This window comes from Harryflintia acetispora, assembly GCA_004340125.1.
In the GTDB taxonomy this organism is placed as follows: Bacteria; Bacillota; Clostridia; order Oscillospirales; family Ruminococcaceae; genus Harryflintia; species Harryflintia acetispora.
Genome location: SLUK01000012.1, coordinates 71,456 through 88,075 on the forward strand (window position 1 = coordinate 71,456; position 16,620 = coordinate 88,075).

Consider the following 16,620-nt stretch of genomic DNA (forward strand, 5'->3'; position numbering starts at 1 on the left):
TATAAATTGGAGGAAACCTTTTTGACGCCTTTAGACCTGCTGCTGCTCGCCGCGCTGATCTGTATCTGGCTGCTGCTGCTCATCAACGTGGTCCTGATCGTGGGCGGCTACCGCTATTATGTACAGAGCGAGCGCTATACGCCAAAGCCTCCGGAGGAATACCCGATGGTCTCGGTCATGGTGCCCGCGCACAACGAGGGGGTCGTGATCGTGCGCACCGTGCTGTCGCTGCTGGATTTCGATTACCCGCCCGAGCGCTACGAGATTATCGTCATCAACGATAACTCCTCGGACAACAGCGCCGAGCTGCTGGAAGACATCCAGCGCACCCACCCGGAACGGAACCTCACGGTGATCAACACCGGCCAACAAAACGGCGGCAAGGGCAAAAGCAACGCTTTAAACATTGGCTTTGCCCAATGCTCGGGGGAATACGTCGTCATCTACGACGCGGACAATACCCCCGAGCCGGCGGCGCTGCGGCTGCTGGTCAGCGAGATCTGCGCGGACGACTCCCTGGGCGCGGTGATCGGGAAATTCCGCACCCGCAACAAGGAGCAGAACCTGCTGACGCGCTTTATCAACATCGAGACCCTCGCCTTCCAGTGGATGGCCCAGGCGGGGCGCTGGAAGCTGATGGGGCTTTGCACCATCCCGGGGACCAATTTCATCATCCGGCGCAAAATTTTGGAGGAGATGGGCGGCTGGGACATCCACGCCATCGCCGAGGACACCGAGATCAGCTTTCGCATCTACCGCATGGGCTACAAGATCAAGTTCCTGCCCCAGGCGGTGACCTGGGAGCAGGAGCCGCAGACGCTGAAGGTGTGGTTCCGGCAGCGCACCCGCTGGGTCAAGGGGAATATCTACGTGCTGATCAAGAACCTGCCGCTGCTCTTCGACCCGAAGGCGAAAAAGGTGCGCTTCGACATCCTGTATTTCCTCTCCATCTACTTTTTGCTGCTGACCTCGCTGGTCGTCTCGGACGGGGTGCTGCTGCTGAATATGCTCGGGATGGTGCACACCACCCTGGCGGGTTTCAGCAACATGCTCTGGCTGCTGGCGATCGTGCTCTTCATCCTGGGCACCTATGTCACGATCACCACCGAGAAGGGCGAGATGAGCTTTTCCAACCTGCTGGTCATCGCCGTGATGTATTTCACCTATTCCAAGCTCTGGATGGCGGTCGCCGTCTACGGGCTGCTGCAGTACGTCAAGGATAAGATTCTCAGGCGGGAGACAAAATGGTATAAGACAGAACGGTTCGCGTGAAGGAAGGAAAGACGATGGTAAAAAAGAGACGACTGATTGCGCTGCTCGGCGCGCTGCTGTGCGCGGGATCCCTCCTCGCCCCGGCGGCCCATGCCGCCGAGGCGGAGGACGGCGCGCCCGGCGGCGGGACATCCCTGGCCGCACAAGGGGCCGGCGGCCAAAACGCGGTCGACGAGGAGGCCGCCGCCCGGCTGGCGGCAGCCCAACGGGACGGGGCGGGAGCAGCGCAGAGCGCCGCGGGGCAGCTGAGCCCCGCCGGACCCGCAGCGGACGGGAAGGCGGGGCTCTCCGGTACCACCGGGCTCTACCTGCACGAGGAGAGCTTCTCGAGCGAACACCATCTCGTGGGGCTGTTCGCCCAATGCAACGAGTACTTCTACGCCGGGGACTGGGACTTTAGGGGCGCGCGCTTCACCCTGCGCTATTCGGCCACCGAGCTGGTGGAGCAAAGCGTGTCGAGCATTACCGTCTCCCTCAACGGCCGGCCCGTCTCCTCGGCGCGGATCGAAAGGAGCCTGGGGGGCGAGGCGCAGCAGCTGCAAATCGACCTGCCGCTGGACAACATCAGAGCGGGGCAGAATGTGATCACCATCGACACCTATGTGCGCACCCAGGACTCCATGCCCTGCGTGGACGACGTGTCCAAGGCCAACTGGCTCAACGTCTACAAGGACTCCTTCGTGTCGATTTCCTACCTGCCCAAAATCCCCTGCAACACGGTCGCCGACCTGTATGAGCAGTTCACCAGCATCGACGCGCTGGAAAACCGCCAGAGCGCCGTTCTGCTGGGGCAGGGCGCGGATGAGCTGGAATGGACGCTCGCCGCGCTGGCGCTCACGGGGATTTCGGCCAACGCCGCGCTGTCCTATCAGAACATCGATCTGCGCACGATCGGGGAGAGCGGGTTCTTTGCCGATAAATATGAAATCCTTGTCTCCCGCTTTGAAAACCTGCCGGGATCGCTTGCCGCCCGCCTCTCGCAGGAGCAGCGGTCGGCGGCGCAGCAGGGAGCGCTGCTGGCGCTCCTCAAGGGGGAAAACGGCTCCAGCCTGCTGCTCCTGACCGGCTCGGACGACGAGGCGCTGCTGCGCGCCGGGAAGCTTTTGGGCAACCGGGGCCTCATGCTCCAGACGCGCGCCGGCTGGCGCAAGGTGAGCGCCACCGACGACGTGCAAGAGGCCCCCGCGGCGGCGGCCGAATACCGGGAGCTGGACGCGGCGGGGCGCTACCTCAAGGGGCCGTTCCGGCAGAGCACCTCCTACTCGGTCGCCTTCCCGGCCAACCGGACCCTGGCCGGGTCGAGCGAGCTGCTGCTCAAAATGCGCTACGCCGAGAACCTCGACTTCGACCGCTCGCTGGTGAGCGTTTACATCAACGGGACCCCCATCGGCAGCAAAAAGCTGCAGAAGGATCAGGCGCAGGGGGACGAGGCGGTGTTCACGCTGCCGGCGGACCTCGAGATCAGCGGGGATTTCACGCTGGAGGTCTCCTTCGATCTGGAAATCAAGGATTTGTGGTGCACCCTGCGCCAGAGCGAGACCCCTTGGGCGTGGGTGAGCGGGGAGAGCATGTTGAAGCTCGCTTCGGTGGAAAACGACCGGATCCTCTTCGAGAGCTATCCCAGCCCCTTCATCAAGGACGGGAGCATGAACCGGGTGGTGGCGGTCATCCCCGACGAGCCCGGAGAGGCGGATGTCAGCGCGGCGCGGGATATCCTGCTCACCCTGGGGCGGTACCAAAAGGACAACCGCGGGGAGCTGAGCGTGCAGAAGATGAGCCGCATCGGGGACCTCTCGGACTCCAACGTGATCGCCATCGGCAGCTTGCAGAAAAACCGGATCGTGCAGCAGCTGGGCAGCAAGCTCTTCTTCCAGTTCAGCCCCGAGGGCACCACCCTGCGCTCCAACGAGAAGCTGGTGATCGAGCCCAATTACGGCGCTACGCTCGGCACGGTGCAGCTGCTCGACTCCCCCTATAGCCAGGAGAAGCGGGCGCTGATGGTCGTCACCGGCGTCAGCGACGAGGCGATGCTGCGGGGAGTGGAGTATATCGGCAGCGTCGAAGGGCTGTGGAGCATTTACGGAGACGGGTACGTGGCCGACGGGGTCGAGGTTTTCCCCTTCCGCTTCAAGGAGGACAACGCGGCGCGCCGCCCGATCGTGGAACAGGCGCTGCAGCGCGGAGATCTGCTGAACTTTGCCCTGGTGGCGGCGCTGGTGCTCATCCTGACCGGGATATCAGCCATCTTCCTGATACGAAAACACAGGGGAGGGAAGCCGGATGAAAAATAGAAGCTCGCTGGTGGCGGACCTTTCCTTTTTGTTCATGCTGCTTTTGATGTTCGTTTGCATCCTCTTCCTGGCCGGGGACCAGGACAACATCTGGACCAACTGCGCGGTGCTCGCCGTGGCCACCGGCGTGGTGATCGTCACCTATTTCACATCGCTGGTGACGGGGCTTATCTGCAACCTGGTGCTGATCTTCGGCTATGTGACCTTTATCATCGTGACCGCCCTCTATGGCGGAGGCGGGGTGCCGGGGTATGTCTACTTCTGGATTCTCTGGACCCCGGCGATGACGGTGGCCGTCCACCTGTTCACCCACTATACCGCGCGCCTGGACCAGGAGAACGAAAAGCTGCGCCGGCAGCTGACCAAGCTCTCGGGGGTGGATACGCTCACCGAGCTCAAGAACATGCGGGGCTTCGAGCGGGACGCCACCGTCTATATGAAAATTTCCCGGCGCTATAACATGGAGCTCATGCTGATTGTGTGGGAGTTTCGTTACCAGCGCGAGCTGCGCCAAATCATCGGGGCGCAGAACCTCGAGCGGGTGGTGCAGCAGGTGTCGGGGGCCATCTCCTCCTCGCTGCGCGCCGAGGACGCGGTCTATCTCCTCAGCGACGACCCCTATGCCTGGGGGACCCTGCTCTTCACCAACGCCGAGTCGGTGCATGTCGTGATCGAGCGCGTGGAGAGCCGCATCCGCCAGATCGAGCTGCGGGACATGAGCGGAAAGCACGACATCTACCTCGACATGCGGGTGGGCAGCGCGAGCTTGGACGAGAAGACCGATTCCCCGCTGCTCTTTCTGGAGCAGGCGCGCAGGCAGAGCGAATACGACGTATCCTGACGATGGAAAGGACGGACTGCGATGAAGCGAATCTGGCCCCTGTTGATAGCGGTGCTGCTGGCCGGCTGCGGCGGGCAGCAGGGAGCGCCCGCCTCCCCGGAGCCCCTCTCCTCCGAAGGCGGCGGCAGCGTGCCCGAGGCGTACCTCGCCGTCGAGCGGCCCGAACGGCGGGGCGAGGGCACGCCCGCCTATTGGCCGCCCAACTACCAAGGGGAGGAACCCAAGTAGGCGTTCCCGCTTTACGTTTTGGAGGAGAACTGCTATAATAGCCACAGATAAAAATTCCCCGGCAGACACAGAATAGAAAGGATTGTTTGACATGCCCAACTATTACCAGCCCGAGATAGAGTGTGCTTCACACGAGCAGATCAGGGCCTGGCAGGATGAGAGATTGGTTAAAACGGTGCGGCACGTCTACCAGAACGTGCCCTACTACCGCAACCTGATGGACAAGCGGGGAGTTACCCCCGACGATATCCATTCGGTGGACGATCTTTGTAAGCTCCCCTTCCTCACCAAGGACGACCTGCGGGACGCCTACCCCTACGGGCTGCTGGCCACCCCGCTGCAGGACTGCGTGCGGATCCAGTCCACAAGCGGCACCACCGGCCGGCGGGTGGTCGCCTTCTACACCCAGCACGACATCGACCTGTGGGACGACTGCTGCGCGCGCGCCATCATGGCCGCGGGCGGGACCAAGGACGACGTGGTGCACGTCTGCTACGGCTACGGCCTCTTCACCGGCGGCCCCGGCCTCAACGGCGGCTCGCATAAGGTGGGCTCGCTCACCCTGCCGATGTCCTCGGGCAACACCGAGCGGCAGATCCAGTTCATGTGCGACCTGGGGAGCACCATCCTGTGCTGTACCCCCTCCTACGCGGCCTACCTGGGGGAGAGCATCCATGAGCGCGGGCTGCAGGATAAGATCAAGCTCAAGGCGGGGATCTTCGGCGCCGAGGCGTGGAGCGAGGAGATGCGCCAGGACATCCAGCAAAAATTGGGGATCAAGGCCTACGACATCTACGGCCTGACCGAGATTTCCGGACCCGGCGTCTCGTTCGAGTGCAGCGAGCAGCGGGGCATGCATGTCAACGAGGACCATTTCATCGCCGAGATCATCGATCCGAACACCGGCGAGGTGCTCCCGGACGGGGAGAAGGGCGAGCTGGTGTTCACGAGTATAACCAAGGAGGCCTTCCCGCTGATCCGCTACCGCACGCGGGACATCTGCGTGCTCTCGCGCGAGAAGTGCTCCTGCGGGCGCACCCATGTGCGCATGTCGAAGCCCATGGGCCGCAGCGACGACATGCTGATCGTCAAGGGCGTCAACGTCTTCCCGTCCCAGATTGAGACGGTGCTGCTGAACAAGGGGTACCCCGCCAACTATCAGATCGTGGTCAGCCGCGAGCATAACTCCGACAAGCTCGAGGTGCTCGTCGAGATGACTCCCGAGATGTTCTCGGATGAGCTCTCGAAGGTCTCCGCGCGCGAGGACGAGCTGGTGGGCGCGCTCAAGGCGATGCTTGGCATCTATGCGCAGGTCAAGCTGGTGGCGCCCAAGAGCATTGCGCGCAGCGAGGGCAAGGCCGTAAGGATCATCGACAAGCGCAAGCTGTACTAAGAAAGGAGCGACGACTTATGACGGCAAAACAGATTTCCGTGTTTTTGGAGAACAAGCCCGGTCAGCTCACCGAGTTTGCCCGGCTGCTGGACCACAATGGGATCAACATGCACGCCCTGTCGGTGGCGGATGCGAAGGATTTCGGGATTTTGCGCATCATTGTGGACGACTCCTATAAGACCGCCTGCGTGCTCAAGGATGCGGGTTACGTCTTTTCGATCACCAAGGTGTTGGCCATCGAGATTCCCGACAAGCCCGGGAGCCTGGTGCGGGTGCTGGACATTCTGAGTGAGAACGGGGTCAACCTGGAGTACACCTACGCCTTCACCAGCAAGAAGGAGGACAGCGCCTACATGATCTTCAAGGTCGCGGACAACGAGAAGGCAATCGAGGTCCTGGACAAGGAAGGGATCAAGCCGGTCTGCCAGAGCGAGATGTCCGAGCTGTTCACCAGATAAAAGGCCATGTCAAAGAACGCCGGGAAAAGGGAGCTTTTCCCGGCGTTCTTTTGCGCCCGAAAGCGCCTCGTTTTTGCGCAATTTCTGTGTTATACTAAAGGGCGGAGGGGAGCGTATGTGCACAAGATACCAGTTTAGCGCCGAGGGCTGCCGGGCCCTGCAGCGGATATTGGAGCTGGCGCGGCCTTTGCCCGGGCAGAGCGAAATAAAAACGGGGGACATCCGCCCCGGCGACCTGGCCCCGGTCCTGGTGGGGGAGGGCGCAAAGATTGCGGCGCGCCTTATGCGCTGGGGCTATTCGAACCCGCGCGGGAAGGGGCTGATTGTCAACGCGCGCGCCGAGAGCGCCGGCGAGCGGCCGATGTTCCGCCAAAGCCTCGCGGTGCGCCGGTGCGCGCTGGCGGCCTCCTCCTTTTACGAATGGGACGCTGAGAAGAGAAAATACCGTTTCTCCCTGCCGGGCGAGCCGCTTTACATGGCCGGGCTCTATGAGCCGGGGGAGGGGGAGGAGCGCTTCGTCGTCCTCACCACCGGGGCGAACGCCTCGCTTTTGGGCATCCACGAGCGCATGCCGCTGCTGTTAACGCGGGAGTCGCTGCGCCCCTGGCTGCTCGATGGGAGCGCCGTCAAGGGAATCCTGGCAAGCGCTCCGCCGCTTTTGCGCCAAGAGTCGGACGCGCCCGAGCAGCAGACGCTGTATTGCGCCGAATGAGCGGGTTTGCTATAATAAAAAGCAGTATGGTTATTCTTTGAATTTTTATGGCCGACCTATGGTCGCGACCATTTTTTATTGCTTCGCCCGGGGCCCGAGAAATTTTAGCCCGGGACTTTTCCCGGCGCTTTTGGCCCACACTAAGGAAGAATATTGATTGGGGGAGATTTTTGCTTGGAACGTTCGCTTCGGCAGAACAAGTATTACAAGCTGATATCCAATACCCTGCTCTTCGGGATCGGGACCTTCGGCTCCAAGCTGCTGGTCTTCCTGCTCATGCCGCTCTATACCAGCGTCCTCAGCGAAGGGGAGTACGGCACGGTGGACCTGATGGTGCAGATGAGCAACCTCTGCCTGCCGCTGGTCTCGGTGGGGGTGCTCAACGCGATCATCCGCTTCGGGCTGGACAAAGAGGTGGACAAGCGGGACGTCTTCACCACGGGGCTGACGGTGATCGCCTGCGGCTTTCTCGCCTTTTTGCTGCTCGAACCGCTGCTGCGGCAGATCCGCTACATTTCGGACTACACCTTTTTGATCTACCTCTATGTGCTCTGCTCGCTGCTGCGCTCGCTCTGCTCGCAGTTTGTGCGCGCCCAGCAGCGAGTCAAGCTCTATACCTTCGACGGGGTGCTCTCCACCGCGATGGTGCTCGGCTTCAACCTGTTCTTTTTGCTGGGGCTAAAGCTCGGGATCGTCGGGTACATGCTGGCGACCATCCTCTCCGACCTGTGCTCCGCCCTCTTTTTGTTTGTGGTGGCCGGGCTCTGGCGGTATATCCGCTACCGCCCCGGGATGGGCGCCGTCTCCAAGGCCATGCTGCGCTACGCGGTGCCGCTGATCCCCACCACCGTTTTCTGGTGGATCACCAACGTCTCCGACCGCTTCATCGTCTCCTACATGCTGGGGGTCAGGCTGGACGGGCTCTATGCCGTTTCCTACAAGGTGCCCACCGTGGTGGTGCTGGTCTCCAACATCTTTATCGACGCCTGGCAGATGTCCGCCGTGGTGGACGGGCAGGACCGGGACCGCTCGCGCTTCTTTTCCAACGTATTCGGCGCGTTCCAGTCGCTGGTCTTTTTGTGCTCGTCCGGGCTGATCCTCTGCTCCAAGCTGATCATCCGGCTGCTGGTGTCGGACATGGCCTTCTATCCCGCCTGGGAGTATGTACCGATCTTGGTGGTCGCCACCGCCTTTTCCTGCATGGTCACCTTCCTGGGCAGTGTCTATATGGTGCAGAAGAACAGCGTGATGGCGCTGGCCACCACCGCGGTGGGCGCCGGGATCAACATCGTTTTAAACCTTGCGCTCATCCCGGAGATGGGGGTCAACGGCGCGGCGCTGGCCACCTTTGTGAGCTATTTCGTGGTGTTTTTGCTGCGCGCGGTCAGTGCGAGCAGGGCGGTGCAGATGCACTGGAATATTCCGAAGATCGCCCTCAACCTATTGATCGTGGGGGCGCAGAGCGCGATTATGATCTATGAGCTGCCCTATTGGGTGCTCTGGGAGCTGGGGCTGACCGGGCTGATGGCGGTTATCAACCTCGGGCCGGTCTGGCACAGCCTGCGCGGCGTGCTCGCGAAGAGGCGGGGGAAATAAGCGGAGAAGGAGGGCGATCGACATGAAGTGCCCCTTTTGTGATCGGGAAATGGAGAAGGGATATATCACCAGCGACGGGAACGCCATCGCCTGGAGAAAAGAGCGGCATGAATCGGCGCTCGTTGGGAAGGGCGGCGGGGTCCAGCTGTCCTGGAATATTTTGGGCGGCGCTGCCGCCGTGAAAAACGCCTATCACTGCAAGGGCTGCGAAAAGATCGTAATCGACTATTCGGACATCCAATAACGTTGATCCAGCGGGAGCGGAAGAATTTTCTTCCGCTCCCAGTTTTGTTTTTATGAGGAAAAGGGTGGCAGGCCCCTTGGCGGCGGACGGGTTATCTGCCCCACTCTGGAAGCTGCGGGCCCTGCTTTCTGGAAGGATAATTGACAGGAAAAAGCCGATTGTCAAGCCCTTCGCGCCGTGTTATCCTCAAAGAGGAAACAACCATCCCGCGCGTTCGCGGGAAAAACCCGGGACAGCAATATCGGTGGGCAGTCATAACTGCCTATCCTTGCGCTTATACTAGGTAACGGAAAACGACGCTTGGCAAAGGAGTGGCCTATGAAACAGAAGATCAGAAGATTGTCGGCCCTGGCGTCAGCCCTGTTGCTGACGCTTTCGCTGGCAGCCTGTACGGGAAAGAAAAACGAGGAGCCCGACGAGGGGAGCCAGGACGTTGCCGGCTGGGTCAATCCCATCCGTGACCCGCGCCCGGGAAGCGACTACCAGCCGCAGGTTCCGAGCGTCGGGGAAGCCCTTGAGCAGGCGCATGCCCAGAATTCGGACGTGGTGGCCTGGCTGCAGGTGCCGGGCACCGAGCTGAGCGAGGCGGTGGTCCAGACGACCGACAACAAATTCTATTACCGCCGGGACGTGACCAAGAACTATTCCTTCAGCGGCAGCCTCTGGATGGACTATGAGAGCACCGTCGGGGACGGCAGCACGTCTGCCCTCTCCCAGAACGTGATCATCTACGGCCACAACCTTGGCAATCCTCAGGGGGTCAAGGACGACCCGAACGGGGTGAAGTTTGCCCAGCTCTTCAAGTTCGACGACCTGGAGTTTGCGAAAAACCACCCCTATATCTACCTGACCACCGGGGAGGAGACGCACATCTATGAAATCTTCACCGTCTTCTATTCGGAGGATGTTCTCAGCCCCGTGCCCTATCACTACGCCAGCTTCACCCCGCAGAAGTACGAGAAGCTGATCGCCGACGTGCGGGAGCGCTCGCAATTTGACTACAACGTCAACGTCGGGCCGCAGGACAAGATCATCTCGCTGTCCACCTGCAGCTATAAATACGGGACCTACTCGCAGAACCCGCACCAGCGCTTTGTGGTGATGGGCAAGCTGGTGACAAAGGGCGAGGACTTCTACGAAACGGCGGACGTCCACCAGAACCCCGACCCGAAGGAGCCCGATTTCAGCAAATAAGCAAAAGCCCCGGAAAATCCGGGGCTTTTTTGTCTTTGCGAAAGACGGTGGAAATTGCGGATGGATTCGTGTACAATGTACCTTGTAACAGGGAAAGTATAAAGGAGTGGATAACGTTGGGCGATTACGGCGTTTTTGATATCATCGGCCCGGTGATGGTGGGGCCGTCGAGCTCGCATACGGCGGGCGCGGCGCGCCTGGGCGAGATGGCGCGCTCCCTCTGCGGCGGGAAGATCAGCGAGGTGACCTTCGAGCTGCACGGCTCGTTCGCGCAGACCTACCAGGGCCACGGCACCGACAAGGCGCTGCTGGCGGGGATCATCGGCCTTCGCCCCGCGGACGAGCGGCTGCCGCGCTCCTTTGAGCTGGCGGACCAGCTGGGGCTGCGGTACCGTTTCGTCCCCGCCGACCTCGGCAGCGTTCACCCGAACACGGTGCGCTTTTTGATCGTCACCGAGGCCGGCGAGCACTACTCGATCACCGGCTCGTCGGTGGGCGGGGGAAACGTGGTGATTACCGATATCAACGGCATTCCCGTCAGCTTTACCGGCGAGAGCCCGATCATCGTCACCCGCCATAAGGACACGCCGGGGGTGATCTCGAACATCACGGCGCTGCTCTACAACGAGCGGGTGAACATCGGCAACATGCGGGTCAACCGGCACAAGACGAGCGGTACGGCGGACATGTACCTGGAGCTCGACAAGGAGATTGATCCGTCGGTGCTCGAAAAGATCCGCGCCCTGCCGGATATGGAAAACGTGCTGGAGCTGCGCTGCCAGCCGGATGAATTTTAAATCGAAGGAGAATGGATATGATCGAGGCTTCGGCCAAAGGCGTTCTTGCCGCCTGCGATGAAAGGGATATCTCAATCGGGGAATGTACCCTGCGCGAGGAGTGTGAGCGCAGCGGAAAATCCCGGGAACGACTACTCGCCAGGATGGAGGAGATGCTCTTTGCCATGCGCGCCTCGGTGCGCCCGGGGCTGAGCGAACCGCTGCGCTCGACCAGCGGCCTCACCGGCGGGGACGCCTTTCGTTACCACCGGTATTGCCAGGACGGCGAGCCGCTGTGCGGCCCGGTGATCGCCAGCGCGGCGGCGATGGCGCTCTCGGTTTCGGAGTATAACGCCGCGATGGGCCGGATCGTCGCCTGCCCGACGGCGGGCTCCTGCGGGATCGTGCCGGCGGCGCTGCTCTCGGTGGGGGAGCAGCGGGGAAAGAGCGACGGGGAGCTGGTCATGGCCCTTTTCACCGCTTCCGGGGTGGGCGAGCTGATCGCCCAGAACGCGACCATCGCGGGGGCGCAGGGCGGCTGCCAGGCCGAGTGCGGCTCGGCCTCGGCGATGGCGGCGGCGGCCCTGGTCGAGCTGATGGGCGGTAGCCCGCGGCAGGCCTTCCATGCGGCGGCGATGTCGATCAAGACGGTGCTCGGCCTGGTCTGCGACCCGGTGGGGGGCTTGGTGGAAATCCCCTGCATCAAGCGCAACGCCTCCGGAGTGGCCAATGCCATCCTCTGCGCCGACCTGGCGCTGGGCGGGGTGGAGAGCTATATCCCCTTTGATGACACAGTGTCCGCGATGGACAAGGTCGGGCGGGCGATGCCCGCCGCGCTGCGGGAGACGGCGCTCGGGGGCCTGGCGGCCACCGAGGCCGGGCAGAGGCTGGCGCAAAAAATTAAAAAGTAGTTTTGGGGCGGTGGACTGGTTCGCCGGCGGCTGCGCAGGCAGCAGCCAATTCCTCAGAGGAGAAGATGGCGGCCCTGCCGCCATGGGGAAACCCCTTGATAGGGTTTCCCCACGCAAAAACCTCCCACAGGGAGCTTTTTGCTCCCCTTCCTGATCCGGAGGAGGATTTGTGGACGCGTGTGACAGCGACCCGGAAAGGTCGCGGGCTCTGCCCGCACCCGCCAAAGGACTTAGTCCTTTGGAAACCAGAAATTAACCCGAAAGGGGGTCCAACGCCTTAAAAGGCGTCTGAGGAAATGGCAGAGCTTTTCGAATGAAAAGCTTTTTCCCAGCCCGTGAGGCGCAATGCTCGCGAAGCGAGCCTGCATTTTTGGTCGGGTGCCAAAAATGTGTGCGCCCCTGCTCCCCTTCCTGATCCGGAGGAGGATTTGTGGACGCGAGTGCCTGCGACCCGGAAGAGGCCGCGGGCTCTGCCCGCACCCGCCAGAAGGACATGGCGCCATCGGCGCCTTAGGCCCTTTGGAAACCGAATACTTGAAAAAAATCAAATCAAAAGAAGGCCAAGCGTGCGCCTGGCCTTCCCGTTTCACAACCCGGTCCGTCCTGTAAGTTTTATCCCCTGACCTGAACTTGGTCAGGGGCCTCCCTGGGGTGGCGGGGCGTAGGAATCCCGCCACCCCAGCCCCTTGCGGGGCGCATAAAGAAAGCGCATGGAGGGGAAAACCCCATCCATGCGCTCTGGTCGCAAGGAAACCGGTATAAAACAACGTCCTTTTCAAGGGGAAAAGAATGTGTTATAATGGCATCGGCCAGGGTGCCGGGATACCGGTTGTATGGGGTGGTGCCTCACCTCATGCAGGGCGTAATGTGCTGGTAACACATTGCGCCTGCCATGGCTATTCTTTTTAAGGGGAAACCCCTGTAAGATGATTGTAGCACGCCTGTCAGGAAAAAGCAAGAAAAAAGGCGAAATTTGGGAGATAATCCTTTTCGGAGAGGTTTCTGCGCGGAACCTCCTTCGCGGGAAAAGGCCCCCGAAGGGGGTGCAATCGTTGTTGTCATCAGCTGCCTGCGCGGGCAAAAAGCCCCGCTCCGGAAAACCGGAGCGGGGCTTCGCATTTTGCGGCGGGCGAAAACGTGTATAGTCCGCGCGTGGTCGCGCGAGGGGTGGTCAAGGAGGGGCGTCCCCTCCCTTGTTTGCTTTCTTTTCCCCTTTCTTTTCAAACAAAAGAAAGGGGTCGGGGTGCGGGGCGGATAGCCCCGTAAACGCCACTCCCGGCGCGCAGCCGGGCAAGCCTGCGGCCCCCGGCCGCCCAGAAACTTCCGCCTGCGGGTGCGCGAGCACCTGCCATTGCCCCGCGAGTAGATGGCGGCCCTGCCGCCATGGGGAAACCCCTTGATAGGGTTTCCCCACGCAAAAACCTCCCACTGGGAGCTTTTTGCTCCCCTTCCTGATCTTATTTAGGCTTCTGTCAAGGCGAATTCCAGTAACCCGGCAAAGGCCGCGGGCTCTGCCCGCACCCGCCCAAGGGGCGTCGCCCCTTGAGAATCCCTATTTCTCCATCATATCCTTGAGCTTGTCGAAGAAGCCCTTGCGCTTTTCATAGTTGCGGTCGTTCATCGTCTTGTCGAACTCCTTGAGCGCATCCTTTTGCTTGGTGGTCAGGTTTTTGGGCACCTCGATGTTTGCGCGCACGTACTGGTCGCCCCGTCCGCGCCCGCCGACGTACTGGACCCCCTTGTTGCGCAGCCGGAAGACCGTGCCGGACTGGGTGCCGGAGGGTACCGTATAGGTGACCTTCCCGTCGACGGTGGGCACGATGATTTCGTCGCCCAGCGCCGCCTGCGCGAAGGTGAGAGGCACGTCGCACCAGATGTCGAAGCCCTTGCGCTCGAACAGCGGGTCGGGGCGCACCGACACGGTGATATTCACATCCCCCGCGGGCCCGCCGTTGAGGCCGCTGTCGCCCTGGGAGCGCAGCACGAAGGTCTGCCCGTCGTCGATCCCTGCCGGGACGCTGACCTCCAGCTTCTTGGACTTGCGCACCCGGCCCATCCCCTTACAGTCGGGGCAGGGCTGGGTGATGATCTTCCCCTTGCCCGAGCACTTGGAGCAGGGCTTGACGGTCTGGATCATCCCGAGCGGGGTGCGCTGGGAAACGCGCACCTGCCCGCTGCCGCCGCACTCGGGGCAGGTTTCGGGCGCGCTGCCCGCCTTGGCGCCGCTCCCGTGGCAGGAGGCGCACTCCTCGAGCCGGGGCACGGTGATGTCCTTTTTGCAGCCCTTGACCGCCTCCATGAAGGAGAGCGCAATGCTGATATTGACGTTGTTCCCCCGGATCGGTGCGTTCGGATCGCGGGTACGGGTGGAGCCGCCGAAGCCGAAGCCCCCGCCGAAGAAGCTGTCGAAGATGTCCCCGATGTCGCCGAAGTCGAAGCCGCCCGCGCCATAGGCCGGGCCGGCCCCGCCGCCGTAGCTCGGGTCCACCCCCGCGTGGCCGAACTGGTCGTACCGCGCGCGCTTCTCCTTGTCCGAGAGAATTTCATACGCCTCGTTGACCTCTTTGAACTTTGCCTCGGCTTCCTTGTCGCCGGGATTGAGGTCCGGATGGTATTGCTTGGCGTATTTGCGGTAGGCCTTTTTGAGCTCGTCGTCCGAGCAGCCCTTGGATACGCCCAGAACCTCATAATAATCGCGTTTCTCAGGCAAAATCATCACCCTCTCGTTGCCGTCGCCATTCTATTTTATATGAAACATTCTCAATGGTTATCCGCCAAAAAGGGGTAAGGTAACCGGCCCTACCCCTTTTGTGCCAACCTATTATAGATGAATTACTTGTTGTCGTCAACCTCTTTGAAGTCGGCGTCCACATAGCCGTCGTCGCCGGTGGAGCCGCCGGGGGCGGCGCCGCCCATGTCCGGGCCGGGTGCCGCGCCGTCCTGCGGGGCGGACTGCTGGTAAATCTTTTCGCTGACCGCGTAGAAGGCCTTCTGCAGCTCATCCTGTTTTTGCTTGATCGCCTCGAGGTCGCTGCCCTTGAGCGCTTCCTTGAGCGCGTCGATCTTCGCGTTGATGTCGCTCTTCTCACTGTCGGACATCTTGTCGCCCAGGTCGGTCACCGTCTTTTCGCACTGGTAGACCATCTGCTCGGCGCCGTTGCGCGTGTCGATCTCCTCGCGGTGCTTCTTGTCCTCCTCGGCATACTGCTCGGCCTCGCGCACCGCCTTGTCGATGTCGTCCTTGGACATGTTGGTGGAGGAGGTGATGGTGATGTGCTGCTCCTTGCCGGTGCCCAGGTCCTTGGCCGAGACGTGGACAATGCCGTTGGCGTCGATGTCGAAGGTCACCTCGATCTGCGGGGTGCCGCGGCGCGCCGGGGCGATTCCGTCGAGGTGGAACATCCCGAGGGTCTTGTTGTCCCTGGCCATTTCGCGCTCGCCCTGCAGCACATGGACCTCGACCGAGGTCTGGTTGTCCGCGGCGGTGGTGAAGACCTGGCTCTTCTTGGTCGGGATGGTGGTGTTGCGCTCGATGATCTTGGTGAACACGCCGCCCAGGGTCTCAAGGCCGAGGGAGAGCGGGGTCACGTCGAGCAGCAGCAGGCCCTTGACGTCGCCGCCGAGCACGCCGCCCTGGATGGCCGCGCCGATGGCCACGCACTCGTCGGGGTTGATCCCCTTGAACGGGTCCTTGCCGGTGATCCCCTTGACCGCTTCCTGCACGGCCGGGATACGGGAGGAGCCGCCCACCAGGAGGATCTTGTCGAGGTCGCTCGGCGAAATCCCGGCGTCCGAGATGGCCTGCTTGACCGGGCCCATGGTGGCCTGCACCAGGTCGGCGGTCAGCTCGTTGAACTTCGCCCGGGTGAGGGTGATGTCCAGATGCTTCGGGCCGGAGGCGTCGGCGGTGATGAAGGGGAGGTTGATGTTGGCGCTGGTCATGCCGGAGAGCTCGATCTTGGCCTTCTCGGCGGCCTCCTTGAGGCGCTGCATGGCCATCTTGTCGGCCCGCAGGTCGATCCCGTTGGACTTTTTGAATTCGTCCGCGAGGTAGCCGATGACCCGCTCGTCGAAGTCGTCGCCGCCCAGGCGGTTGTTGCCCGCGGTGGCCAGGACCTCCTGCACGCCGTCGCCCATCTCGATGATCGACACGTCGAAGGTGCCGCCGCCCAGGTCGTAGACCATGATCTTCTGGTCCTGCTCCTTGTCCACGCCGTAGGCCAGCGCCGCGGCGGTCGGCTCGTTGATGATCCGCTTGACGTCGAGCCCCGCGATCCGGCCGGCGTCCTTGGTCGCCTGGCGCTGCGCGTCGGTGAAGTAGGCCGGCACGGTGATGACCGCCTCGGTGACCTTTTCTCCGAGGTAGGCCTCCGCGTCGGATTTGAGCTTCTGCAAAATCATCGCGGAAATTTCCTGCGGGGTGTACTTCTTGCTGTCGATCGAGACCGAGTAGTCCGACCCCATGTGGCGCTTGATGCTCATCACGGTGCGGTCGGGGTTGGTGATCGCCTGGCGCTTGGCCACGGTGCCGACCATCCGCTCGCCGTCCTTGGAGAAGGCGACGACGGACGGGGTGGTCCTGGCCCCCTCGGGGTTCGCGATGACGACCGGCTCGCCGCCCTCCATGACGGCGACGCAGGAGTTGGTGGTGCCAAGGTCAATGCCTATAATTTTTCCCATAATAGTTTCCTCCTAAAAGCATGT

The 16,620-nt window shown here is 61.9% G+C and carries 14 protein-coding genes; 12 read left to right on the forward strand and 2 right to left on the reverse strand.

Going from position 1 to position 16,620, the window contains the following annotated elements; translation table 11 throughout:
- Positions 1-21: 21 nt before the first annotated feature.
- The 12 genes from EDD78_RS12185 (at position 22) to sdaAA (ending at position 11,916) form a co-directional block, all read left to right on the forward strand.
- Positions 22-1,272: a glycosyltransferase family 2 protein gene (locus EDD78_RS12185; protein WP_132085117.1), complete on the forward strand. Its 1,251-nt coding sequence runs from the start codon at positions 22-24 to the stop codon at positions 1,270-1,272.
- Between the two features lie 14 nt (positions 1,273-1,286).
- Positions 1,287-3,563: a cellulose biosynthesis cyclic di-GMP-binding regulatory protein BcsB gene (locus EDD78_RS12190; protein WP_132085118.1), complete on the forward strand. Its 2,277-nt coding sequence runs from the start codon at positions 1,287-1,289 to the stop codon at positions 3,561-3,563.
- On the forward strand, positions 3,553-4,404 hold the full coding sequence (locus tag EDD78_RS12195; RefSeq protein WP_132085119.1) for a GGDEF domain-containing protein: 852 nt from the start codon (positions 3,553-3,555) through the stop codon (positions 4,402-4,404). The genes EDD78_RS12190 and EDD78_RS12195 overlap by 11 nt, the downstream gene beginning before the upstream one ends.
- 21 nt (positions 4,405-4,425) lie before the next feature.
- Positions 4,426-4,632 carry a hypothetical protein gene (locus EDD78_RS12200; protein WP_132085120.1) on the forward strand — a complete coding sequence of 69 codons (207 nt, stop codon included), beginning with the start codon at positions 4,426-4,428 and terminating at the stop codon, positions 4,630-4,632.
- 91 nt (positions 4,633-4,723) lie between these two features.
- Positions 4,724-6,025 carry a phenylacetate--CoA ligase family protein gene (locus tag EDD78_RS12205; protein WP_132085121.1) on the forward strand — a complete coding sequence of 434 codons (1,302 nt, stop codon included), beginning with the start codon at positions 4,724-4,726 and terminating at the stop codon, positions 6,023-6,025.
- Positions 6,026-6,042: 17 nt separating this feature from the next.
- Positions 6,043-6,483, forward strand: coding sequence for an ACT domain-containing protein (locus EDD78_RS12210; RefSeq protein ID WP_079697970.1), 441 nt, complete (start codon positions 6,043-6,045; stop codon positions 6,481-6,483).
- A 115-nt stretch (positions 6,484-6,598) separates the two neighbouring features.
- Positions 6,599-7,195 (forward strand): SOS response-associated peptidase, encoded by a 597-nt coding sequence (locus tag EDD78_RS12215; RefSeq protein WP_132085122.1) that lies wholly within the window; start codon positions 6,599-6,601, stop codon positions 7,193-7,195.
- Between the two features lie 174 nt (positions 7,196-7,369).
- Entirely contained in the window at positions 7,370-8,791 is a 1,422-nt protein-coding gene (locus EDD78_RS12220; RefSeq protein WP_132085123.1) for a lipopolysaccharide biosynthesis protein, read from the forward strand.
- A gap of 22 nt (positions 8,792-8,813) precedes the next feature.
- Positions 8,814-9,035, forward strand: a complete 222-nt coding sequence (locus tag EDD78_RS12225; RefSeq protein ID WP_132085124.1) for a PF20097 family protein — start codon at positions 8,814-8,816, stop codon at positions 9,033-9,035.
- A 318-nt stretch (positions 9,036-9,353) separates the two neighbouring features.
- Complete coding sequence (locus EDD78_RS12230) at positions 9,354-10,229, forward strand: class B sortase (RefSeq protein WP_132085125.1); 876 nt, start codon at positions 9,354-9,356, stop codon at positions 10,227-10,229.
- Between the two features lie 116 nt (positions 10,230-10,345).
- Entirely contained in the window at positions 10,346-11,026 is a 681-nt protein-coding gene (sdaAB, locus tag EDD78_RS12235) for an L-serine ammonia-lyase, iron-sulfur-dependent subunit beta (RefSeq protein WP_132085126.1), read from the forward strand.
- A gap of 17 nt (positions 11,027-11,043) precedes the next feature.
- Positions 11,044-11,916, forward strand: coding sequence for an L-serine ammonia-lyase, iron-sulfur-dependent, subunit alpha (sdaAA, locus tag EDD78_RS12240; protein WP_132085127.1), 873 nt, complete (start codon positions 11,044-11,046; stop codon positions 11,914-11,916).
- Positions 11,917-13,468: 1,552 nt separating this feature from the next.
- Here sdaAA and dnaJ read toward each other — a convergent pair.
- A complete protein-coding gene (gene dnaJ, locus EDD78_RS12245) occupies positions 13,469-14,626 on the reverse strand; it encodes a molecular chaperone DnaJ (protein WP_079698038.1) in 1,158 nt (385 codons plus the stop codon).
- Between the two features lie 122 nt (positions 14,627-14,748).
- Positions 14,749-16,596, reverse strand: coding sequence for a molecular chaperone DnaK (dnaK, locus tag EDD78_RS12250; RefSeq protein ID WP_132085128.1), 1,848 nt, complete (start codon positions 16,594-16,596; stop codon positions 14,749-14,751).
- Positions 16,597-16,620 lie beyond the last annotated feature (24 nt).

What these genes read in the sequence shown, in the direction of transcription:
- EDD78_RS12190 (WP_132085118.1), top strand. Translation starts at nt 1,287, where the DNA reads ATGGTAAAAAAGAGACGACTGATTGCGCTGCTCGGCGCGCTGCTGTGC.
- EDD78_RS12195 (WP_132085119.1), top strand. Translation starts at nt 3,553, where the DNA reads ATGAAAAATAGAAGCTCGCTGGTGGCGGACCTTTCCTTTTTGTTCATG.
- EDD78_RS12200 (WP_132085120.1), top strand. Translation starts at nt 4,426, where the DNA reads ATGAAGCGAATCTGGCCCCTGTTGATAGCGGTGCTGCTGGCCGGCTGC.
- EDD78_RS12205 (WP_132085121.1), top strand. Translation starts at nt 4,724, where the DNA reads ATGCCCAACTATTACCAGCCCGAGATAGAGTGTGCTTCACACGAGCAG.
- EDD78_RS12210 (WP_079697970.1), top strand. Translation starts at nt 6,043, where the DNA reads ATGACGGCAAAACAGATTTCCGTGTTTTTGGAGAACAAGCCCGGTCAG.
- EDD78_RS12215 (WP_132085122.1), top strand. Translation starts at nt 6,599, where the DNA reads ATGTGCACAAGATACCAGTTTAGCGCCGAGGGCTGCCGGGCCCTGCAG.
- EDD78_RS12225 (WP_132085124.1), top strand. Translation starts at nt 8,814, where the DNA reads ATGAAGTGCCCCTTTTGTGATCGGGAAATGGAGAAGGGATATATCACC.
- EDD78_RS12230 (WP_132085125.1), top strand. Translation starts at nt 9,354, where the DNA reads ATGAAACAGAAGATCAGAAGATTGTCGGCCCTGGCGTCAGCCCTGTTG.
- sdaAA (WP_132085127.1), top strand. Translation starts at nt 11,044, where the DNA reads ATGATCGAGGCTTCGGCCAAAGGCGTTCTTGCCGCCTGCGATGAAAGG.
- dnaK (WP_132085128.1), bottom strand. Translation starts at nt 16,596, where the DNA reads ATGGGAAAAATTATAGGCATTGACCTTGGCACCACCAACTCCTGCGTC.